At 62.3% G+C, this 21,201-nt stretch carries 18 protein-coding genes; 6 read left to right on the top strand and 12 right to left on the bottom strand.

Annotated elements, in window-relative coordinates; genetic code table 11:
* The 4 genes from QMK50_RS09190 (at position 1) to lpxC (ending at position 4,439) form a co-directional block, all read left to right on the top strand.
* The gene (locus QMK50_RS09190; protein WP_320332992.1) at positions 1 to 867 is read left to right on the top strand and encodes a cell division protein FtsQ/DivIB; all 867 of its coding nucleotides are present in this window, start codon (positions 1 to 3) and stop codon (positions 865 to 867) included.
* 14 nt (positions 868 to 881) lie between these two features.
* Positions 882 to 2,144, top strand: coding sequence for a cell division protein FtsA (gene ftsA, locus QMK50_RS09185; protein WP_095168933.1), 1,263 nt, complete (start codon positions 882 to 884; stop codon positions 2,142 to 2,144).
* Positions 2,145 to 2,218: 74 nt separating this feature from the next.
* A complete protein-coding gene (ftsZ, locus tag QMK50_RS09180) occupies positions 2,219 to 3,415 on the top strand; it encodes a cell division protein FtsZ (RefSeq protein ID WP_095168932.1) in 1,197 nt (398 codons plus the stop codon).
* Positions 3,416 to 3,527: 112 nt separating this feature from the next.
* On the top strand, positions 3,528 to 4,439 hold the full coding sequence (gene lpxC, locus QMK50_RS09175) for a UDP-3-O-acyl-N-acetylglucosamine deacetylase (protein WP_007939852.1): 912 nt from the start codon (positions 3,528 to 3,530) through the stop codon (positions 4,437 to 4,439).
* Positions 4,440 to 4,510: 71 nt separating this feature from the next.
* Here lpxC and QMK50_RS09170 read toward each other — a convergent pair whose 3' ends face one another.
* From QMK50_RS09170 to QMK50_RS09140, 7 genes are all read right to left on the bottom strand, one after another.
* Positions 4,511 to 6,019 (bottom strand): sensor domain-containing diguanylate cyclase, encoded by a 1,509-nt coding sequence (locus tag QMK50_RS09170; RefSeq protein ID WP_095168931.1) that lies wholly within the window; start codon positions 6,017 to 6,019, stop codon positions 4,511 to 4,513.
* Positions 6,020 to 6,296: 277 nt separating this feature from the next.
* Complete coding sequence (locus tag QMK50_RS09165) at positions 6,297 to 7,616, bottom strand: OprD family porin (protein ID WP_320332991.1); 1,320 nt, start codon at positions 7,614 to 7,616, stop codon at positions 6,297 to 6,299.
* A 193-nt stretch (positions 7,617 to 7,809) separates the two neighbouring features.
* Positions 7,810 to 8,034: a hypothetical protein gene (locus QMK50_RS09160; RefSeq protein ID WP_095168929.1), complete on the bottom strand. Its 225-nt coding sequence runs from the start codon at positions 8,032 to 8,034 to the stop codon at positions 7,810 to 7,812.
* A gap of 141 nt (positions 8,035 to 8,175) precedes the next feature.
* Positions 8,176 to 9,540 (bottom strand): heavy metal sensor histidine kinase, encoded by a 1,365-nt coding sequence (locus QMK50_RS09155; RefSeq protein ID WP_320332990.1) that lies wholly within the window; start codon positions 9,538 to 9,540, stop codon positions 8,176 to 8,178.
* Positions 9,530 to 10,207, bottom strand: coding sequence for a heavy metal response regulator transcription factor (locus QMK50_RS09150; RefSeq protein WP_320332989.1), 678 nt, complete (start codon positions 10,205 to 10,207; stop codon positions 9,530 to 9,532). Before QMK50_RS09150 ends, QMK50_RS09155 begins: the two co-directional genes overlap by 11 nt.
* An 8-nt stretch (positions 10,208 to 10,215) precedes the next feature.
* On the bottom strand, positions 10,216 to 13,311 hold the full coding sequence (locus tag QMK50_RS09145) for a multidrug efflux RND transporter permease subunit (protein WP_320332988.1): 3,096 nt from the start codon (positions 13,309 to 13,311) through the stop codon (positions 10,216 to 10,218).
* The gene (locus QMK50_RS09140; protein WP_320332987.1) at positions 13,308 to 14,477 is read right to left on the bottom strand and encodes an efflux RND transporter periplasmic adaptor subunit; all 1,170 of its coding nucleotides are present in this window, start codon (positions 14,475 to 14,477) and stop codon (positions 13,308 to 13,310) included. The genes QMK50_RS09145 and QMK50_RS09140 overlap by 4 nt, the downstream gene beginning before the upstream one ends.
* A 216-nt stretch (positions 14,478 to 14,693) precedes the next feature.
* On the opposite strand from QMK50_RS09140, the gene QMK50_RS09135 reads away from it, so the two are divergent.
* The gene (locus tag QMK50_RS09135; protein ID WP_159997873.1) at positions 14,694 to 14,939 is read left to right on the top strand and encodes a hypothetical protein; all 246 of its coding nucleotides are present in this window, start codon (positions 14,694 to 14,696) and stop codon (positions 14,937 to 14,939) included.
* 45 nt (positions 14,940 to 14,984) lie between these two features.
* On the opposite strand, the gene QMK50_RS09130 is transcribed toward QMK50_RS09135, so the two are convergent.
* From QMK50_RS09130 to norR, 5 genes are all read right to left on the bottom strand, one after another.
* Positions 14,985 to 15,734, bottom strand: coding sequence for a YkgJ family cysteine cluster protein (locus QMK50_RS09130; protein WP_320332986.1), 750 nt, complete (start codon positions 15,732 to 15,734; stop codon positions 14,985 to 14,987).
* Positions 15,735 to 15,814: 80 nt separating this feature from the next.
* The gene (locus tag QMK50_RS09125; RefSeq protein WP_320332985.1) at positions 15,815 to 16,141 is read right to left on the bottom strand and encodes a hypothetical protein; all 327 of its coding nucleotides are present in this window, start codon (positions 16,139 to 16,141) and stop codon (positions 15,815 to 15,817) included.
* Positions 16,142 to 16,204: 63 nt separating this feature from the next.
* Positions 16,205 to 16,663: a GNAT family N-acetyltransferase gene (locus QMK50_RS09120; RefSeq protein ID WP_413787294.1), complete on the bottom strand. Its 459-nt coding sequence runs from the start codon at positions 16,661 to 16,663 to the stop codon at positions 16,205 to 16,207.
* 27 nt (positions 16,664 to 16,690) lie between these two features.
* Positions 16,691 to 17,593 (bottom strand): chemotaxis protein CheV, encoded by a 903-nt coding sequence (locus QMK50_RS09115; protein WP_095168920.1) that lies wholly within the window; start codon positions 17,591 to 17,593, stop codon positions 16,691 to 16,693.
* A gap of 185 nt (positions 17,594 to 17,778) precedes the next feature.
* Positions 17,779 to 19,335 carry a nitric oxide reductase transcriptional regulator NorR gene (norR, locus tag QMK50_RS09110; RefSeq protein WP_320332983.1) on the bottom strand — a complete coding sequence of 519 codons (1,557 nt, stop codon included), beginning with the start codon at positions 19,333 to 19,335 and terminating at the stop codon, positions 17,779 to 17,781.
* A 157-nt stretch (positions 19,336 to 19,492) separates the two neighbouring features.
* Between norR and hmpA the strand changes: the two genes are divergently transcribed.
* Positions 19,493 to 20,674 carry an NO-inducible flavohemoprotein gene (gene hmpA, locus QMK50_RS09105; protein WP_159997865.1) on the top strand — a complete coding sequence of 394 codons (1,182 nt, stop codon included), beginning with the start codon at positions 19,493 to 19,495 and terminating at the stop codon, positions 20,672 to 20,674.
* Positions 20,675 to 21,201: the final 527 nt, after the last annotated feature.

Raw genomic sequence — 21,201 nt, 5'->3', positions numbered from 1 at the left:
ATGCAAGGCGCCCAGCTACGTCATCAGCCACCCGCTCCCGGCCGCAAGCCGGTACCGCGGGGTGCCAGCCGAATGGTGGCCAAAGAGCCGATGTCGGTGCGCCTGCCGAAAGCCAATTTTGGTTTTCTCAAAGCGGTGTTCTGGCCGGTGCTGCTGGTGGCGTTGGGGTTCGGTACCTATGAGGGTGCCCAGCGCCTGATGCCGTACGCGGACCGCCCGATCACCAAGATCAACGTGCAGGGCGACTTGAGCTACATCAGCCAGCAAGCGGTACAGCAGCGGATCGCCCCCTACGTGGCGGCGAGCTTCTTCACCATCGACCTGGCGAGCATGCGCACCGAGCTGGAACAGATGCCCTGGATTGCCCACGCCGAAGTGCGTCGCGTCTGGCCTGACCAGGTGGTGATTCGCCTGGAAGAACAACTGCCCGTGGCCCGTTGGGGTGACGAGGCCTTGCTGAATAACCAGGGCCAGGCGTTTACCCCGCGTGAACTGGCCAATTACGAACATTTGCCACAGTTGTTCGGCCCGCAGCGGGCCCAGCAGCAAGTGATGCAGCAGTATCAGGTGTTGAGCCAGATGCTTCGGCCACTGGGTTTCTCCATCGCCCGGCTGGAGTTGCGTGAACGCGGCAGTTGGTTCCTGACCACAGGTGCCGGCAGTGCGGGGCCGGGGATCGAGTTGTTGTTGGGCCGCGGCAACCTGGTGGAAAAGATGCGCCGCTTCTTTGCCATCTACGAAAAGACGCTTAAAGAACAGATTACGAACATTGCGCGCATCGACCTGCGTTATGCCAACGGCCTTGCCGTCGGCTGGCGGGAACCTGTAGCGCCCACGACGGCCCAACCCGCCGTCGCGAAGAATTGAGAAGAGGCAGGACCATGGCAAACGTGCAAAGCGGCAAAATGATCGTCGGTCTGGATATCGGTACCTCCAAGGTGGTGGCACTGGTAGGCGAGGTCGCGGCCGATGGCCAACTGGAAATCGTCGGGATCGGTACCCATCCTTCCCGCGGCCTGAAGAAGGGCGTGGTGGTGAACATCGAGTCCACCGTGCAGTCGATCCAGCGCGCCATCGAAGAAGCGCAACTGATGGCCGGTTGCCGGATCCACTCGGCGTTCGTCGGCGTGGCGGGTAATCACATCCGCAGCCTGAACTCCCACGGCATCGTCGCGATCCGTGATCGTGAAGTCAGCTCCGCCGACCTCGAGCGTGTGCTCGATGCTGCCCAGGCAGTGGCGATCCCGGCCGACCAGCGGGTCCTGCACACCTTGCCGCAGGACTACGTGATCGATAACCAGGAAGGCGTGCGCGAGCCGCTGGGCATGTCCGGCGTGCGCCTGGAAGCCAAGGTCCACGTGGTCACCTGCGCGGTCAATGCGGCACAGAACATTGAAAAATGCGTGCGCCGCTGCGGCCTGGAAATCGACGACATCATCCTCGAGCAACTGGCTTCGGCGTACTCGGTGCTGACCGATGACGAGAAAGAGCTGGGTGTGTGCCTGGTGGACATCGGCGGCGGTACCACCGACATCGCGATCTTCACCGAAGGCGCGATCCGCCATACCGCGGTGATCCCGATTGCCGGTGACCAGGTGACCAACGATATCGCCATGGCGTTGCGCACCCCGACCCAGTACGCCGAGGAAATCAAGATTCGCTACGCCTGCGCCCTGGCCAAGCTGGCTGGTGCCGGTGAAACCATCAAGGTGCCAAGCGTTGGTGACCGTCCGCCTCGCGAGCTGTCCCGCCAGGCCCTGGCCGAAGTGGTCGAGCCGCGTTACGACGAGCTGTTCACCTTGATCCAGGCTGAACTGCGTCGCAGCGGCTACGAAGACCTGATCCCGGCCGGCATCGTGCTGACCGGTGGCACGTCGAAGATGGAAGGCGCGGTGGAACTGGCCGAAGAGATTTTCCACATGCCAGTCCGCCTGGGCGTACCCCATGGCGTCAAGGGCCTGGACGATGTAGTACGCAACCCGATTTATTCAACCGGTGTTGGTTTGCTGATGTACGGCCTGCAAAAGCAGTCCGACGGCATTTCCTTCTCGGGGATCAGCAGCAGCCGCGATAGCTACAGCAACGAAGAGGCCAAGAGCCCGTTGCTCGACCGCATCAAGAGCTGGGTGCAAGGCAATTTCTAAAGATTTACCGCAACACCGTTACAAGCAGTAGGCGCAGTAGGCGAAAAAAACTAGAGAATTGAAGGAGAGGGAAAATGTTCGAACTCGTAGACAACATCCCCGCAAGCCCGGTCATTAAAGTCATCGGTGTTGGCGGAGGCGGCGGCAACGCTGTCAATCACATGGTCAAGAGCAACATTGAAGGCGTTGAGTTCATCTGCGCCAACACTGATGCCCAGGCGCTGAAAAGCATCAGCGCGCGGACCATCCTGCAACTGGGCACCAGCGTAACCAAAGGCCTGGGCGCCGGCGCGAATCCTGAAGTCGGTCGTCAGGCCGCCATGGAAGACCGTGAGCGCATCGCCGAAGTACTGGCGGGCACCAACATGGTGTTCATTACCACCGGCATGGGTGGTGGTACCGGTACCGGTGCTGCACCTGTAATCGCCGAAGTGGCCAAGGAAATGGGGATCCTCACCGTTGCGGTGGTGACCCGTCCGTTCCCGTTCGAAGGTCGCAAGCGTATGCAACTGGCCGACGAAGGTATTCGTCTGCTGTCCGAAAGCGTCGACTCGTTGATCACCATTCCCAACGAGAAGCTGCTGACCATCCTCGGCAAGGACGCCAGCCTGCTGTCGGCTTTCGCCAAGGCTGACGACGTGTTGGCCGGTGCCGTGCGCGGTATCTCCGACATCATCAAGCGTCCGGGCATGATCAACGTCGACTTCGCCGACGTGCGTACCGTGATGAGCGAAATGGGCATGGCGATGATGGGCACTGGCTGCGCCAGCGGTCCGAACCGTGCACGTGAAGCGACTGAAGCGGCCATCCGCAACCCGTTGCTCGAAGACGTCAACCTGCAAGGTGCGCGTGGCATCCTGGTGAACATCACCGCCGGTCCTGACCTGTCCCTGGGTGAGTACTCCGACGTGGGTAGCATCATCGAAGCCTTCGCTTCCGAACACGCGATGGTCAAGGTCGGTACCGTTATCGATCCAGACATGCGCGACGAACTGCACGTGACCGTTGTTGCTACCGGTCTGGGCGCGAAAATCGAGAAGCCGGTCAAGGTCATCGACAACACCGTCCACACTTCCATGACCAGCGCCCCGGCTCCTTCTGCCGCTGCCGCACGTCCGGAAATGCCGTCGGTGAACTACCGCGACCTGGACCGTCCAACCGTGATGCGCAACCAGGCTCAGGCCGGCGCAGCGGCGGCGGCAAAGCTCAATCCGCAAGACGATCTGGATTACCTGGACATCCCGGCATTCCTGCGTCGTCAGGCCGATTGATGAAATGTATCAGGCGTATTAAGTTGATTGGTGTTCAGCAAAGGTCTGGTCTGCTATTATCGCCAGCCTTTGTTGATACCAGTTCGCACTTTGCGCTGAAGCGGCCCATGCCATGATTAAACAACGCACCCTGAAGAATATTATCCGTGCCACAGGTGTCGGCCTGCACTCCGGGGAGAAGGTCTACCTGACCCTCAAGCCTGCACCTGTCGACACTGGCATTGTGTTTTGTCGTGCCGATCTCGACCCTGTGGTGCAGATTCCTGCTCGCGCAGAAAACGTTGGCGAAACCACTATGTCGACCACTTTGGTCAACGGTGACGTCAAAGTGGACACGGTGGAGCACTTGCTCTCGGCCATGGCTGGCCTGGGCATCGATAACGCCTACGTCGAGCTCTCCGCGTCCGAAGTGCCAATCATGGATGGTAGCGCTGGACCTTTTGTATTCCTGATTCAATCGGCTGGCCTGGAAGAACAGGATGCCGCCAAGAAGTTCATCCGTATCCTGCGTGAAGTGACAGTGGAAGATGGCGACAAGCGCGCCACTTTTGTCCCTTTCGAAGGTTTCAAGGTGAGCTTCGAGATCGATTTCGATCACCCGGTGTTTCGTGACCGCACCCAAAGTGCCAGCGTGGATTTTTCCAGCACTTCGTTCGTAAAAGAAGTCAGCCGCGCCCGGACCTTTGGTTTCATGAGTGATATCGAGTACCTGCGCAAGCACAACCTCGCACTCGGCGGTAGCGTTGAAAATGCCATCGTGGTCGATGCGGACGGTGTATTGAACGAAGACGGCCTTCGCTACGAAGACGAATTCGTCAAGCACAAGATCCTCGACGCCATTGGCGACCTCTACCTGCTGGGCAATAGCCTGATTGGTGAGTTCAAGGGCTTCAAGTCCGGCCACGCACTGAACAACCAGCTTCTGCGCAAATTGATTGAGCAGACAGATGCTTGGGAAGTCGTGACTTTTGAAGACGCCAGCACTGCTCCGATCTCTTACATGCGCCCAGTTGCGGCAGTGTAAGTAAAAACCTCTCTAGTTTTTAAAGGCTGCCTTCGGGTGGCCTTTTTTTATGCCTGGCGCAAATACCGGACCTACTCCTGCGCACTGACCACGCAGTTGCGTCCCCGGTGTTTGGCCTGGTACAGCGCCTTGTCAGCGGTATACATCAAGTTTTCCAGGCTCTGGTTCGGTTGTCCTGTGGAGGTACTGAGGCCGATGCTGACGGTCATGGGCGATTCGTCGGCGGCAAAGGGCGGTAGTCGTTCGACCGCCGCACGAATGTTTTCGGCGATGCGCAGTGCACCGGCGGTATCGGTTTCCGGCAGTACCGCGGCGAACTCTTCGCCGCCATAGCGTGCAGCGAGATCAGCCGGGCGGCGGATGTTTTCGCTGATGACCCTGGCCAGCACGCGCAACGCATCATCCCCTCCCTGATGACCATGCCGGTCATTGAAGGCTTTGAAGTGATCGGCGTCGATCATCAGCACCGACAGCGGTTTCCCCGAGCGATGGGCACGCGACCATTCGCGATTCAATACCGTATCCAGGGTGCGGCGGTTGGCCACTCCGGTGAGCGAATCAATGGCCGCCTGCTGGGCGAGTTCCTGCTCGGCGTGCTGGCGCAAACGCAGCTCGCGACACAGCAGTAGGGCCAGCCACATCAGGCCGATGCACAGCACACCGGTGGCGCCACTGATCACATAGGCGGTGCGTTTCCAGGTGGCGAAGACTTCGTCCATGGACAGCGCCACGATCACCGTCAATGGCAGATTGCCGACGCGCGAGAAGGTGTACAGGCGATTGCGGTGGTCCATGCTTGAGACACTGCTGAAACTGCCTGTGCCTTCGCGCATGATTCGAACCACATTGGGGCGGTTGCCGAAGCTCTTGCCGATGCTGTTGTCACGCAGCATGGGTTTTTGCGCGAGCAGAATACCGTCCTTGTCGAGCACATTGAGGGTGCTGTCGTTGCCGATGTTCAGGCTCTTGAACAACTCGTCGAAATACGCGAGACGCATGGACGCCACGGCCACGCCGAGAAACTCGCCGGAGGGTGAAGAGATGCGCCGGCTGAAACTGATGCGCCACTGCTCGCTGTCGGGGCACTCACAGCGGGGTTTGAAGGGACGGCTGATAAACATCCCGGTGTCATCGTTGAACGCATGAGCCAGGAAGTAATCACGGTCGGCGAAGTTCCCCGGCTTCGGGGTCACCAGGGAGGAGTCGGCGATCACGTTGCCATACTTGTCCAGCAACAGCAGGTCGCCTTTGAAACGTGCGGTGCTGGAGCGATCGAACAGCACCAGGTGACGGATCTGTGCCGACACCTGTTGCAGGTCGTCACGCTGGGCGGCGGCAATCAGGCCTTGCAGTGACAGGTCATAGAGTTCGACGTTGCGCAGCACATCCGCGTCGATCAACTGCACGATATTGGTCGCGCTCCGAGTCGCCGCCTGCATCGCGTTGGCGTGCTCGCGTATCAGCAGGAAAGTGACGATGGCGATGATGGCAATGACGGTCAGCGAACTGCCCAGAATCAGCATGAATTCGGGGCGGCGGGTGTTACCCGTCAAGTGGAGGTGCGTACGGCTTGCACTCATGGTTCTGATTTCTGCAGAGGGACATCATCAGCGTAGTTCCCGAACGGACCGGGCGGCATTGCAGATATCAGTTCGTTGATCGTTAGCTTGATTGCATATATAGATCCCAGGCGCAAAAAACGCCAGCCCCGCGATGAAGCATTATGTAGGAGCGAGCTTGCTCGCGATGGACGTGAACGAAAACGCACGAATGCCGTGAACACCCGGCACTCTGCGGTTCATCGCGAGCAGACGGAGGGCCGCCCGGCTCATTCCCATAGGTATGCGCAGGCGTGCCTTAGAAAACGTTCAGCGGGTAGTCGAGGATCACCCGGTACTCATCGGTGTCGTTGTCCAGTGCGCCATAGCCGTTGCCACCCCGGTTGGTTGCCCATTGCAGGCGCACGGCGAGATTTTTCGCCGTGCCGTCCTGGACCACGTACTGCAGGTCGAGATCGCGCTCCCAGTGTTTGGCGTGCTGGCCGTCCGCGTTGTACCAGGCGCCATAGCCGGGGCTGTGCGGATCGACTTTGCGCAAGTCGAGGGTGCCGCGCGAATAGGACAGGGCCGAGGTCAGGCCGGGCATGCCCACAGCGGCAAAATCATAGGCGTACTTGAGCTTCCACGAGCGCTCGTTGGGGCCGTTGAAGTCCGAGTATTGCTGCGAGTTGTCGAGGTAGACGCTGTCGCCCTGGGCGATGTAGTCAAACGGGGTATTACCGTTCACCCGCTGGTACGCCGCCGTGAGGCTGTGATTACCGACACCGAGGGTCAAATGCAGGCTGTAGGTGTTGTTGTCGATCGCCCCCAGCAGCGCTTCGCCGCTGTCCTGGGTGTGATAGTAGTGCAGGCCAGGGGTCAGGCTGACGTGCTCGTTCAGCGCGTAGCGGTAGTCGAGGTCGTAGTAGTACTGGTTCCACACGTCCTTGAGCTCGGAGGCGTACAGGCTGCTGCTAAGCCCTGGCACCGCGCTCCAGGCCACGCCGGCCCAGTTCAGGTGGCGGCTTTCGTCACCCTCGGCCAAGGTCCCGTAGGCAGTGCCGATGCGCTGGTGCCCGCTCTGGTTGTACGGCTTGGTGAAACTGGCCTGGCCACCTTCGAGCAGCCAGCCGTTGAAGCTGTGGTTGCTCAGGCTGACGCCGCGAAAGGTCTGCGGCAACATGCGGCTCATGCCGCCGGCGATCACCGGGTTATTGAGGAACAGGTCACCGGCCTTGAGCTCCGTGTCCATGGCGCGCATTTTCAGGGTCGCGCCGCTGGTGGAAAACGACCCCGGGGCTTTGCCGTTGCCATCGCCGGTCGGCAGGATGCTGGAGCCGTCGGTGCCGCCCCCGCCATCGAGTTTCAGCCCGAGCATGGCATTGGCGTCCAGGCCAAAACCCAGTGGACCCTGGGTGTAACCCGACTCGAATTGTCCGAGAAAACCCTGGCCCCACTCGATGTTGTCATCAGCCTGCTGCAGGCGATTGCGGTTCATGTAGTAGTTGCGGGCACTGAGGTTGAGGCTGGAACCCTCGACAAAACCTTCGTGCGGGGAGTTTTCGGTGGCCTGGGCGGCGGTGGGGATCGTTGCGGCGATTGCAATGAACAGAGGGCACAGTTTGACGGTGATACTCACGTGGGGTACAGCTCCTTGGCGCAATGACCTGTAGGGTCATTGTTTGAAAACCGGTGTTTCTTATTAAGAGGGACGCGTGCGGGCGGGGCGAAAACACAATAAAAAAAAGCCGCTGATAGCAGCGGCTTTTAAGACAACTTCACGTGGGAAAGAGCCGAGTAAAGTGTCGAGGGAAACTCGAAACGCTGATCAATCAGCTGTCTTTCTCAACCTGCGGCTGAGCCTGGACAGTCGCTGCTTGCGGGGCGTGCTCAGGGTTTTGCGCCTTGGCGGTCAGTTCGTTCTGGGCCTTGTCGAAGGCGGCTGCACGCGCGGCATTCTGCGCGATAAAGGCTGGCGACTCTTCGGCCATGGCCAATGGCGAGAGGAACAAGGACGACAAAACGAAAGCGCTGGCAATACCCATACTGTTGGACATCTGAAAAACCTTCTTGCTTGGCAAGTGCTGTTTGGTGCGGGCAAAGATAAGGGGCGCGGGTAAAAGGAAACAGAGCGGATTACAGAAAGGACTGTTGCGGGAACAGCAATAGTTGGTGCCGCGCCCAGCCTGCGGATGCCATTAGATCGGCAGGTAGATACCGAAGGTATTGACCCCTTTGTCACTGCGCACAAACACATCGCCGCCGTGCATCAGCGCAATTGCCTTGACGATGGCCAGCCCCAGGCCGTGGTTGGCGCCACTGTTGCTGCGCGAGGCGTCGACCCGGTAGAAACGCTCGAACAGGCGCGGCAGGTGTTCGCTGGCAATCGGCTCGCCGGGGTTGGTCACTCCAAGGCGAACCTGATGGTGTTCGGCGTCGATCCGCACCTCGATCACCTGTCCGGGTGCGGTGTGTTGTACCGCGTTGTTCAGCAGGTTGATCAAGGCCCGGCGCAGGTGGGCGATTTCAATCCGCACCTGGGCGTCACCGCTAACCCGGACCTGGACCTGGGCATCCTCGAGGATGAAGTCCAGGTAATCCAGGGTGGTCGCCACTTCATCGGCCAACGAGGTGCTGGTGAGTTTGGTGGCCTTGCTGCCCTGGTCGGCGCTGGCCAGGAACAGCATGTCGTTGATGATCGAGCGTAACCGCTCGAGCTCTTCCAGGTTCGATTGCAGCACTTCGAAGTAGTGTTCCGCCGAGCGTCCGCGCGTCAGGGCTACCTGGGTCTGGCCGATCAGGTTGGTCAGCGGTGAACGCAGTTCGTGAGCGACGTCGGCGTTGAACGATTCCAGGCGGGTATAGGCCTGTTCGACCCGCTCCAGGGTCGAGTTGAACGAGGTGACAAACTGATCGAGTTCCGGCGGCAAGGGCGACAGTTGCAAGCGCGCCGACAGCAGCGGTGGAGCCAGGCGTTGCGCTTCCTGGGACAGCCTGATCAGCGGCTTGAGGCCAATTCGCGCGACCCAGTAGCCCAGCGCCGATGCCAGCAGCACGCCGACGATTGCCAGGCTGATCAGGGCGATCAGCAGATGGTGCTGGGTGGCATGCACGGCCTGGGTGTCGATGCCGATCATGAAGCGCAGCGGCGGGCGCTGATCCTTGGCCGGGAACTGGCTGACCAGCACCTTCAGCGGGTAGGGCTGCTCCGGCAGCTGCAGGTCGCGCATGCCCAGCGGGCCCTCGGCGAAGGCCCGGATTTGGGGGGAGATATCGCCGTACTCGTAGTGGCGATCGCCACTGATGATCCAGAAGCTGATGCGCTTGTCTTCTTCACCCAGCAGCTTGAGTTTGTTATTGATCTTGACCCAATGTTCCGGCGTGCCGTAACGCCCCACCGTGGATTCGAGCACGCTGTAACGCGCATCCAGCTCCGCTTCCGGCAACAGGCCCAGGCCCTTGTCGACTTGTTGATACAAGGCCCAGCCGATCAACAGGAACACCAGCGCCGCCACCAGGGTAAACATGACGCTCAGGCGCAGGGCAATGGAATTACGGGGCACGTCGGCTCTCCAGTACATAACCCATGCCGCGGATGGTGTGCAGCAGCTTTTCCTCGAACGGGCCGTCGATCTTCGCCCGCAGGCGCTTGATCGCCACCTCGACCACGTTGGCATCGCTGTCGAAATTGATGTCCCAGACCATTTCCGCAATCGCGGTCTTGGACAGGATTTCCCCCTGGCGCCGGGCCAGCACACTGAGCAGGGAGAATTCCTTGGCAGTCAGGTCCAGGCGGATGCCAGCGCGGGTGGCCTTGCGGCTGAGCAGATCTATCCACAGGTCGGCCACGCTCACCTGCACCGGTTCATGCCCGCCACTACGGCGGGTCAAGGCCTGCAGGCGGGCCACCAGTTCGAGGAACGAGAAGGGCTTGCCCAGGTAATCGTCGGCACCCTCGCGCAGGCCGCGGATCCGGTCCTCGACCCGCTCGCGTGCGGTGAGCATGATCACCGGCGTCTGTTTGCGCGCCCGCAAGGCCCGCAGCACGCCGTAGCCATCCAGCCCCGGCAGCATCACGTCGAGGACAATCACCGCATAGTCGCTTTCCAGCGCCAGGTGCAAGCCTTCGATGCCATCGGGGGCGACGTCCACGGTGTAGCCTTGTTCCGTCAGGCCGCGATACAGGTAGTCCGCGGTTTTTTCTTCGTCTTCAACGATCAGGACACGCATGACCCGCCTCAGTGTGTAGTCGCCAGCGCAGGTGCTGGTGTAGGCCGATGAAACAGCCGTTCAAGCCACAAGTATATGACCGGCGTGGTAAACAGCGTCAGCGCCTGGCTCACCAGCAAGCCACCGACCACGGCAATCCCCAATGGCTGACGCAATTCGGCGCCGGGGCCGTGGCCCAGCATCAGCGGCAGGGCGCCCAGCAAGGCGGCGAGGGTGGTCATGATGATTGGCCGGAAGCGCGTGATACAGGCCTGGTAGATCGCGTCCTCGGGCGTAAGCCCACCCTTGCGCTGGGCGTCGAGGGCGAAGTCGATCATCAGGATGCCGTTTTTCTTGACGATGCCGATCAGCAACACCAGGCCGATCAGCGCCATGATCGAGAAGTCCTGGCCCAGCAGCCACAGCATGATAAGGGCGCCGAGGCCGGCTGAGGGCAGGGTCGAGATGATCGTCAACGGGTGCACGAAGCTCTCGTAGAGCACCCCGAGAATGATGTACACCGCCACCAGCGCCGCCAGGATCAGCCAAGGCTGGCTGGCCAGCGAGCTTTGGAATGCCTGGGCCGCGCCCTGGAAGTTGCCGTTGACCGAGGTCGGCATGCCGATTTCGGCTTTCGCCTGGTTGAGCAGGATCACCGCATCGCCCAAGGCCACACCAGGCGCCAGGTTGAACGACAGGTTGGCGGCGGGGAACATGCCGTCGTGGGCGATGGACAGCGGGCCGATGGTCGGTGCGTCGAAGCGGGCCAGCGCCGACAGCGGCACCATCTCGCCGCTCAGGGGCGAGCGCAGGTAGAAATACGCCAGGCTTTCGGCCTTGCCCCGTTGCCGGGTGTCCAGTTCGAGGATCACGTTGTACTGGTTGATCTGGGTCTGGAACTCGTTGACTTGGCGCTGGCCGAAGGCGTCGTAGAGTGCTTCGTCGACATCACTGGCGGTTAGCCCGAAACGCGCGGCCGCCGCTCGGTCGATGGTGATATGGGTGATGCTGCCGCCCAGTTGCAGGTCGTTGGAAATGTCGCGGAAAGCCGGAATGCCGCGCAGTTTTTCCGTCAGGCGTTGGGTCCACACGTTGAGGGTCGGGCCGTCGTTGCTCTTGAGTACGTACTGATACTGGGCCCGACTGGGGCCGGAACTGAGGTTGATGTCTTGCCCGGCCCGCAAGTACAGGACGATGCCGGGAACCGCCATCAGTTGCGGACGAATCCGGTCGATGAACTGGCTGGCCGAGACATCGCGCTCACCCCGTGGTTTCAGGGCGATCCAGAAGCGCCCGTTGGCGATGGTCTGGTTGTTGCCCGAAACCCCGACCGAGTGGGAAAACGCCTGCACGGCGGGGTCGGCGGCGACGATCTGCGCCATCGCCAGGTGCTTTTTCACCATGTCGCCATAGGAAATATCGGCAGCGGCTTCGGTGGTCCCAAGGACAAATCCAGTGTCCTGCACCGGGAAGAAACCCTTGGGGATAAACACGTAGCCCGCCACGGCCATGGCCAGGGTCAGGCCGAACACCCCCAGCATCACTTTCTGGTGCGCGAGGGCACGGCGCAGGCCGCGCTCATACAGGGCCAGCAGGCGCTCGCCGAAGCCCGGCCGGGCGTGGGCATTGTGCACCGGCGCGCGCATGAACAGGGCGGCCAGGGTTGGCGCCAGGGTCAGGGACACCACCACCGAAATCAGGATGGTCGAGGTGGCCGTCAAGGCAAACTCCTTGAACAGGCGCCCGACCACCCCGCCCATGAACAGCAACGGAATGAACGCGGCCACCAGCGAGAAGCTGATCGAGACCACGGTGAAGCCGATCTCGCTGGCGCCCTTGATCGCCGCCACGCGTTGGTCGTCGCCGGCCTCCAGGTGGCGGTGAATGTTCTCCACCACCACAATCGCATCGTCGACCACGAAGCCGACCGAAATCACGATCGCCACCAGGGTCAGGTTGTTGAGGCTGAAGCCCATCACATACATCAGGGCAAAACTGGCGATCAACGACACCGCGAGCACGCTGGAGACGATCAGCGTCGCCGACAGCTGGCGCAGGAACAGCGCCATCACGGCCACCACCAGCAACACCGCGATCAACAGCGTCAGTTCCACCTCTTGCAGCGAGGCGCGGATGGTCTGGGTACGGTCGATCAGCACCTTGACCTCGACCGACGCCGGCAGCATTGCCTGCAGGCTGGGCAGCGCGGCCTGGATGCGGTCGACGGTCTCGACGATATTGGCCCCCGGTTGGCGGAAAATCACCAGGTTGACCCCCGGCTGCGTGCCGGACCAGGCCTGCACGTAAGCGTCCTCCGCGCCGTTGACCACCCGGGCGACATCGCGCAGGTGCACCGGTGCGCCGTCTTTGTAGGAGACGATCAGTTCGCCGTATTCCTCGGGGTGGAACAGTTGGTCGTTGGTCGCCAGGGTGGAAATGCTTGACTCGCCGTACAGTGCGCCCTTGGCCAGGTTGAGGCTGGTCTGCTGGATGGCCAGGCGAATGTCGGCCAGGGTCAGGCCGATGGCGGCGAGCTTGTCGGCCGAGGCCTGGACCCGGATGGCCGGGCGCTGCTGGCCGGTGATGTTGACCTGGCCGACGCCGTCGACCTGGCTCAGTTGGCGCCCGAGCAGGGTTTCGGCGTAGTCGCTGAGTTCGGTGCCGGGCATTTGTGTCGAACTGACGCTGAGGATCAGCACCGGGCTGTCGGCCGGGTTGACCTTGCGCCAGGTTGGCAGGGTCGGCATGTCCTTGGGCAGTTTGCCCGCAGCGCTGTTGATCGCGGCCTGGACCTCCTGGGCGGCGGTGTCGATGCTCTTGTCGAGGGTGAACTGCAAGGTCAGGTTGGTCGAACCCAGGGCACTGCTGGAAGTCATCTGGGTCATGCCGGGGATGGCGCTGAATTGCACCTCCAGGGGCGTGGCCACCGACGAGGCCATGGTGTCCGGGCTGGCGCCGGGCAGCAGGGCGTTGACCTGGATGGTCGGGAACTCGGCTTCCGGCAGGGGCGCAATCGGCAATCGCGGGAAGGCGATCAGGCCCAGCAGCACCAAGGCGAAGGTCAACAGGACGGTGGCCACCGGGTGATCGATGCACCAGGCGCTGATCCCCCTGCGGGCCGTCATGGCTGCTGCTCCGAAACGGTGGCCTGGGTCAGTTCCGGTGGTTCGTCGAGGATCTGCACGCGGCTCCCCGGCTTGAGTCGCGACTGGCCATCGCTGACCAGGACGTCACCGGCCTGCACGCCCTTGATGATGTTCAGGTCGCTGTTCTGATAGACCATCTGCACCGGCACCGATTCGACCTTGCCATCCGTCACCCGGTACACAAAGTGCTGGTCCAGGCCGCGCTGGACCACCGTCGGCGGTACCACCAGGGCCGCCTTGTCCAGCGCGGTCTGGATCTTGATCGTCACCAGTTGCCCGGGCCAGAGCTTTTGCCCGGGGTTGTTGAATTCGGCCTTGGCGCGAATGGTGCCGGTGTTGGCGTTGATCTGGTTATCGATCAGCGTCAGGTGGCCTTCCCCGAGCAAGTTGCCGGTCTGGCCGTCGGTATCGGCTCCCAGATAGGCGTCGACCGCGGCTGCGGGCGTCGCGCCAATCAGGCCTTGCAAGGTCGGTAGCATCTGCTGTGGCAGGGAGAACTCGACGGCGATCGGGTCGATCTGGGTCACTGAGAACAACCCTTGAATATCGCTCATGCGCAGGAAGTTGCCCTCATCCACGGTGCGAATCCCGACCCGCCCGGTCACCGGTGAACGTATCTGGGTGTAGGAGAGTTGCACCTGCGCCGCGTCGATGGTGGCCTGGTTGCCCAGCAGGGTGGCTTTCAACTGATTGACCAGGGCCTGCTGCTGGTCGTAGGTCTGTTTCGACACCCCGTCATCGGCGCTCAGCAGCTTGTAGCGCTGCAGATTGACCAGGGCCACCTGCAACTGGGCCTGGCTTTCGCCCTGTTGCGCGCGGGCCTGATCGAGGCTGGCGCGGATCGAGCGATCGTCGATGGTGGCCAGTAGGTCGCCGGCTTTGACCCGTTGGCCTTCCTTGACCAGCAGGCGGGTGAGGATGCCGTCGATCTGCGGGCGAATGACCACGCTGTGCAACGACAGCACCGAGCCGATGCCGCTGACATATCGCGGTACATCGTGCTGCGCGACGCTGACCACACGCACCGGCACCGCCGTCGGCGCGGCGAGTTTGCTCGAAGCCGGCCGGAGCAGGGTCCAGGCCCCGGCGGCGACAAGCACGACGAGGGTAGCGACAAGCAGGAGCGTGGTTTTTTTGCTGGGCATCAGGTCAATCGCCGGGGCCGGTGGGTCGGATAGGTAGCCAGTATGCCTCCGTTATAGCCCCACGATCCGGTCAGCAGGGTGACGGCTAACTGACAGGGAGGACAGCTAGGCGCTTGAAGCTTGAAGCTTGCAGCTTGAAGCTGCTCTTCCCGCTATACTGCCGGCTTTTCGCGACCCATCATCCGGGCGCGACTCAACGCTACACCCGGAGCATTCATGACTTCCCCGACACAAGCGCCTGCGGCTGACGACCAGGCTGACCTGCCAGACAGCGTCGACTCCAGCGCCGACAGCGACAGCAACGCCGCGATCCCGGCCTTCAAGTTCCCGTTCAAGCCAGGTGAACTGGCTGCCGCCAAGGCTGGCAATCAGCCGTGGTACAAGAATGGCGCCAAGAATGGCCACACCAAGGTTCCGGGCGCCGCGCCGCCAGGTACCCGTCGCTCGATGGGCAAACGCTGATTTGCTGAGCTTGCGCAGTAGTCATCAGGCCACTGCCATTGCGGCCTAGGCCGCCTGCAACGAGATAAAGGCGTAATTCAGGGGTTGGGCCGTCGTCACCCGCGCTCCGGCGGCCTGCACCTGATCGGCCAGCGCTGCCCCCGACAGATGAAACTGCCATTGCCCGACCGCAGCCAATTGCGGTTCGGCCTGAATCTGGTCGATGGCGGCGGCAAACGCGGCCATATCCGGCAAATAGGCGGTAAAACCGTCGCCCTTGAGGGCTGCGGTGCAAATTCCCAGCTGTGTGCAAATCCCTTCCTTGGCTTGAATGTCGTCCCGATCGGCCTGGCGCGAATCTTCGATCAGGCTCGCCAGCGCCGGGTCGACCAATTGGCCGCCGACGATCAACTCAGGCCCCTGCTGCCATGACTCGGGCGGGCAGTCCTTGGCTCCCGGTGTCAGGGGGATGTGTGGGTTGATCTCCATCGGGTAGATCCGGCACACCAGCGGCCGACGTTCATAGATCCGGCACAGGTTGTCTTCGTCAAGATTCCGGCAGCGGCCCGCATTGAAGGCGGCGAAGGTAATCGTCACGTAGGCGTGGGTGTCACCGCTGGGCACCACCATTGAACGGCGGCGGGCGTGTTCGCGCTGCACGGCCGGCAGGCCCAGGCCGTTGTCCAGGAACCCTTCGACCAGCACGATCACCGCGCCGCCATCCGCTGCCCACATACGGGCTTCGGCGAGAGTCAGGGGCACATGGTGGTCATTGCAGCATTTGCCGCAGCCTACGCAGGAAAACGATGTGTTCATGGGGGCGTTCACAGTCCGAAAGCGTCAGCGCTGACAAAAAAACAGCGCCGGGGCCTGGTGCGAAGCAAGTTGTGCGCCATTCATTGACCCTGGGTGGCCGGGCGCACCGAGTCCCATTCTGTGACATAGGCGGTCTTGCTTTTCTTGTGGTAGAGGCACAGCTCCGTGCCCCGCTGTCCCGTCATGTGCTTTTGCGGGTACTGGCCCTCAAGCAGCAAGGCGCTGTAGCCGACGCGATCATCGAACAACGCGGCATTACCCACCGGCTTGGCGTGGCTCAACTGGCTGGCCTTGGTGCAACTGGCGAGTACCGCCTTGTCGTAGGCGGCCCAGGCGTCGGGGCTCGAGGCCTGGGCGTGGAGGGCGAGGCTGGTCAGGGCGATGAAGAGCAGGGCAGGGGATCGCATGGCAGGACTCCTGATGGGTAGGAGAGGGAGTATGCCTGATGCAGTTGTGGGGGGAGGCGGTGCTCAGTCTGGAACGGGTTCCCGGCGGACCAGGCGCATGCCGCAACTGTCATACAACTGCCGAGCCCGATGGTTGTCCTCCAGTACCTTCAAATCGACAAACCTTTCGCGACGCTGCTGGAAAACGCTGAAGGCATGCAGCAGCAACGCCCGTCCCAAGCCCTGCCCCCGGGCGCGGGGATGCACCACCAGGTGCTTGATGTAGGCGCTGGTCCAGCACTGGATCACGCCGACCAGGCCCTGGGCGTCGAAGGCGATGAAGCACAGTTGCGGATCGTATTCGGGGTCGCGCTCAAAACGTTCGCGCCAGGTAGCCAGGGCCGAGACCTGACCGCCGCCCTGGCGATAGCCGGCCTCTAGCAACTGATGCACCGCCTCGGCCATCGCCGGTTGGTAGCTGGTCAGGCTGATACCCGCCGGCCAGGCGCAGGGCGCGAGGGGGCCGGCCAGTTCGCGGCGCATTAACAGGCAGTAAGCCTGGACCACGGCTCAATGACCCTGCTGCGCCACCGCTTTGGCGGCGTCGATCAGGCATTGGGTCAGCTCCGGCGAGGAGAATTTGGTCAGCACCGCATTGGCCCCGGACAGTCGGGCTTTTTCACTGTTCATCGCGCTGTCCAGGGAGGTATGCAGCAGCACGTAGAGATGGGCAAAATCGGGGGTTTCGCGCAGGGTCCGGGTGAAGGCGTAGCCGTCCATTTCCGACATCTCGATGTCCGAGACAATCAGGTTGATCTGCTGCGCGGTGCCTTGCAGTTCCAGCAGGCAGTCGATGGCCTCCTTGGCGCTGCGGGCGGTGTGGCATAACAGCCCGAGGTGACGCAGGGTGTGTACCGACTGTTGCAGCGCCACCTGGCTGTCGTCGACCACCAGGATGCGCGCGTTGCCCAGCAACTCGGCATCTTCCATGCTCAACTCGGTGGGCGCCATTTGCACCGGCTCCGGGGCAATGCCGTGGATGACCTTCTCGATGTCCAGCACCTGCACCAGCGTGCCATCGACCGAGGTCACGCCGGTGATGTACGAACGTCCGCCGCCCGAGCCATACGGCGGCGGGCGAATGTCGGAGGTCAGGCAGTGCACGATCTTGCTCACCGCCTGTACGTGCAGGCCCTGTTTCGAGCGGCTGACGTCAGTGACGATCAGGCAGCCACCGTCCGGGTCCGCCAGGGGCCGCTCGCCGATGGCGCGGCTCAGGTCGATGACCGACAACGAGTTGCCGCGCAGGGTGGCGATGCCTTTGACGTGGGGGTGCGACTCCGGTAGCCGGGTCAGCGGCGGGCAGGGGATGATTTCACTGACTTTCAGCAGGTTGATCGCCATCAGCTTGCCACTGCGCAAGGTAAACAGCAGAAGCGAAAGTGAATCTGCGCGGGCTTTGGTGGAGGACATAAAAACCTTCTGTGGAAAAGGTGGCGGAGGATCGCGGGAGCGCCGACAACTATTGATAACGGGTTATCGACTTGTCGGCGGCAGGCTTTAGGGCCGGTACGACCTTTGTCGCCGCTGCCGAGCCCGCGAGGCTGCGTCAACGGCCGCAGGACGTTCATTCGGCTTGGCAATACCGTTGGGGGCGATCACTTCATGCCCAGCCGCTTGGCCATTCGCCCCAGGTTCGCCCGGTCCAGGCCCAGTTCGCGGGCGGCGCTGGCCCAGTTGTGCTGGTGGCGCTCCAGGCACGCGCTGATCAGTTGGCGCTGGTACTGCTCGGTGGCCTGGCGCAGGTCGCCGTTCATCTCCAATGCTGGCGCAGGTGCGGCGGGCGGAGGCACTGTGCTGATCTCAAGGGTGTCGTGGGGCAAGTCCAGGTCGATCGCACTGAGGCTGAGGATCTTCGGCCGCTCGCGGGAATTGCCCAGCGCCTTCAAGGCACTGCGACCGATCAGGTGTTCCAGTTCGCGGACATTGCCCGGCCAGCTGTAGGCCAGCAGCGCGGCCTGGGCATCGCTGGACAGGCGCAGGCTGTTGAGGCCCATGCGCGAGCGGTTCTGTTCGAGGAAATAGCCACTGAGCAGCAGCACATCGCGCCCGCGATCACGCAGGGCCGGCACCAGCAGTGGATACACGCTCAGGCGATGATAGAAGTCGGCGCGGTAGCGGCCACTGCGCACTTCTTCGGCGAGGTCGCGGTTGGTGGCGGCGATCAGGCGCACGTCGACCTGATGCTCCTTGTCCGATCCGAGGCGCTGCAGCTGGCCGCTTTGCAGGACGCGCAGCAACTTGGCCTGCACTGTCAGGGACAACTCGCCGACTTCGTCGAGAAACAGGGTGCCGCCATTGGCCAGTTCAAATTTGCCGCGGCGGTCACTGGTGGCACCGGTGAAGGCCCCGCGCACATGGCCGAACAGCTCGCTTTCCACCAGGGTATCGGGCAGGGCGGCGCAGTTGAGGCTGATGATCGGCTTGTGGGCCCGCGCTGATGCGGCGTGAATTGCCTGGGCCACCAGCTCCTTGCCGACCCCGGTTTCCCCGGTGATCAGCACCGTCAGGTCGCTGCCGCCCACCAGTTTGATCTCCTCCACCAGGCGCTTGTGCGCCTTGCTCTGGCCGATCATTTCGCGGTCCTGCTGGCCGCTGGCCTGGCGATAGACCTCGGCCCGCTGGTGCTCGTCTTCGACCCGATTGGCCAGCCGCTCAATGCGCTCGGCGGCGTTGACCGTGGCGGCTGCCAGGCTGGCGAAGGCCTGCAGGGCATCCAGTTCGATGGGTTCGAAGCGTTCCGGGTCCAGCGCATCCAGGGTCAGCAAGCCCCAGGGCCGTTCATCGATAAACAGTGGGCAGCCCATGCAGTCGTGGACCTCCAGGTGCTCGTCGAGGCCATCGACCAGGCCGTCATAAGGGTCCGGCAGCTCGCTGTCGGCGGCAAAGCGTGTCGGGCCAGGGCTGCTGAGCAGCGCCTCGAAGCGCGGGTGCTCGCTGACCTTGAAGCGCCGGCCCAGGGTGTCGGTACTCAAGCCGTCGACGGCCAGCGGCACCAGCCATTCGCCATCCAGGCGCAGCAGGGCGGCGGCATCGCAGGGCAGCAGGGCACGCATGGCTTCCAGCAGGCGCCGGTAGCGCTCGCCTTCGGGCAGTTCGCGGGACAGGTCAGAGACCAGCGGCAGCAGGGTGGTCAGCAGGGATTTTGCAGTCATATTGACTCCATGTAGTCGAGGTGACTATAAAACCCCAAGGGTCGTTATGACTACATATTAATCAAGTCATTGATCTATAACGATTTAGTTCTTGGCATGGAAACTGATATCCAAAGGGTAATCCATTAAAAGCAGTCGTTCAGGAGTTCATCCCCTTATGCTTAGCGCTCAAGACCGTGCCATCGTCAAATCCACTGTGCCACTGCTGGAAAGCGGTGGTGAAGCCCTGATCACCCACTTTTACCGCATGATGCTCAGCGAATACCCGCAGGTGCGCCCGCTGTTCAACCAGGCGCACCAGGCCAGCGGCGACCAGCCCCGGGCCCTGGCCAATGGCGTGCTGATGTACGCCCGGCACATCGACCAGCTCGACCAGTTGGGCGATCTGGTGGCGAAGATCATCAACAAGCATGTGGCCCTGCAGATTCTTCCCGAGCACTATCCGATTGTTGGCAGTTGCCTGTTGCGCGCCATCAGTGAAGTGCTCGGTGACGAGATCGCCACGCCCGAAGTGATGAATGCCTGGGGCGCGGCCTATGGCCAACTGGCTGAGATCCTGATCGGTGCCGAAGCCGCGATCTACGACCAGAAAGCCGAAGCTGTCGGCGGTTGGCGCGGGGCGCGCGAGTTCATCCTGGCCCAGCGGGTCGAGGAGAGCGCGGAAATCACCTCGTTCTACTTTGAACCCGCGGACAAGGGCCCGATCCTTGCCGCAGAGCCAGGCCAGTACATCGGCATGAAGCTGCTGCTGGACGGTGAAGAGATTCGTCGCAACTACTCGCTGTCGTCCCTGGGTACCGACGGCCAGTACCGCATCAGCGTCAAGCGCGAAGCCGGCGGCCGCGCTTCGAATTACCTGCATGACCAGTTCCAGGTCGGCGCCCGCATCGAGCTGTTCCCGCCTGCTGGCGACTTTACCCTGACGGCCAGCGACAAGCCGCTAGTGCTGATCAGCGGCGGGGTGGGCATCACCCCGACCCTGGCCATGCTCGAAGCGGCCCTGGCAACCGAGCGGCCGGTGCACTTTATCCATTGCGCGCGCAACGGCGGGGTGCATGCCTTCCGTGACTGGATCGACGCCCTGGCCGCGCGTCATCCGCAACTCAAGCGCTTCTACTGCTACGCCGAAGATGACGGGGTCAGCCCGGCGGCTGACCAGGTCGGGTTGCTGAGCCAGGAGCAGTTGGGCAACTGGTTGCCCGAGCAACGGGACCTGGATGCCTACTTCCTGGGGCCCAAGGGTTTCATGGCGGCGATCAAGCGTCACCTCAAGGCGTTGGGTGTGCCGGAGAGCCAGAGCCGTTACGAGTTCTTTGGGCCGGCTGCGGCGCTGGAGTAACGGCAAAGGGGCGATTTGGTCAGACCGAGTCGCCCCTATCGCGGGCAGGCTCGCTTCCACCAGTCTTTAGTCGAGGCAAGGTCAGTTGTGGGAGATTCTATGGTGTTGAGGGTCTGTGGGAGCTGCTGAAGGTTGTGATCTTTTGATCTTGGATTTGAGGTATATCCATTGCTGCGGTTGTGGCGGCTAATGGTTCCGCCCTTACGGCGGGTCACTTTGGCAAACGCCCCAAAGTAACCAAAGGTCTTTGCCCCAGGCGTTCGGCCCCTCGCTAAGGCTCGGGGTCCCTTCGCTACGGTATCCATCCGGGGGCATCGCCTCCGGTTTGCTTCGCAGCACCTCCTCTCGATGTATGCGGCTTCGCCGCACGGCGCTCCGCGCCTCCCCCCTGATGGACACCTTCGCTCAGCCTGCCGATGGGGCGGGTGGATCAAGAGCAAAAGCACGGCGACCTGCCGGTCGGCCTGAGTGGCAAGGGCAGGCGAGGCGGCCTACCGGCCGGCCTGCTTTCCTGCGTTGGAGTATCT

The organism is Pseudomonas sp. P5_152 (assembly GCF_033989915.1).
Lineage (GTDB): Bacteria > Pseudomonadota > Gammaproteobacteria > Pseudomonadales > Pseudomonadaceae > Aquipseudomonas.
The sequence above is the reverse complement of the archived record's forward strand: the minus strand, read 5'-3'. Positions and strand labels throughout refer to the sequence as shown.

Coding starts and splice junctions, on each gene's coding strand:
- QMK50_RS09150 (WP_320332989.1), bottom strand. CDS start 10,207: ATGCGTGTCCTGATCGTTGAAGACGAAGAAAAAACCGCGGACTACCTG.
- QMK50_RS09145 (WP_320332988.1), bottom strand. CDS start 13,311: ATGACGGCCCGCAGGGGGATCAGCGCCTGGTGCATCGATCACCCGGTG.
- QMK50_RS09125 (WP_320332985.1), bottom strand. CDS start 16,141: ATGCGATCCCCTGCCCTGCTCTTCATCGCCCTGACCAGCCTCGCCCTC.
- hmpA (WP_159997865.1), top strand. CDS start 19,493: ATGCTTAGCGCTCAAGACCGTGCCATCGTCAAATCCACTGTGCCACTG.
- QMK50_RS09115 (WP_095168920.1), bottom strand. CDS start 17,593: ATGTCCTCCACCAAAGCCCGCGCAGATTCACTTTCGCTTCTGCTGTTT.
- ftsZ (WP_095168932.1), top strand. CDS start 2,219: ATGTTCGAACTCGTAGACAACATCCCCGCAAGCCCGGTCATTAAAGTC.
- QMK50_RS09120 (WP_413787294.1), bottom strand. CDS start 16,663: ATGCGCCGCGAACTGGCCGGCCCCCTCGCGCCCTGCGCCTGGCCGGCG.
- QMK50_RS09160 (WP_095168929.1), bottom strand. CDS start 8,034: ATGTCCAACAGTATGGGTATTGCCAGCGCTTTCGTTTTGTCGTCCTTG.
- ftsA (WP_095168933.1), top strand. CDS start 882: ATGGCAAACGTGCAAAGCGGCAAAATGATCGTCGGTCTGGATATCGGT.
- QMK50_RS09140 (WP_320332987.1), bottom strand. CDS start 14,477: ATGCCCAGCAAAAAAACCACGCTCCTGCTTGTCGCTACCCTCGTCGTG.
- QMK50_RS09130 (WP_320332986.1), bottom strand. CDS start 15,734: ATGAACACATCGTTTTCCTGCGTAGGCTGCGGCAAATGCTGCAATGAC.
- lpxC (WP_007939852.1), top strand. CDS start 3,528: ATGATTAAACAACGCACCCTGAAGAATATTATCCGTGCCACAGGTGTC.
- norR (WP_320332983.1), bottom strand. CDS start 19,335: ATGACTGCAAAATCCCTGCTGACCACCCTGCTGCCGCTGGTCTCTGAC.
- QMK50_RS09170 (WP_095168931.1), bottom strand. CDS start 6,019: ATGAGTGCAAGCCGTACGCACCTCCACTTGACGGGTAACACCCGCCGC.
- QMK50_RS09135 (WP_159997873.1), top strand. CDS start 14,694: ATGACTTCCCCGACACAAGCGCCTGCGGCTGACGACCAGGCTGACCTG.
- QMK50_RS09190 (WP_320332992.1), top strand. CDS start 1: ATGCAAGGCGCCCAGCTACGTCATCAGCCACCCGCTCCCGGCCGCAAG.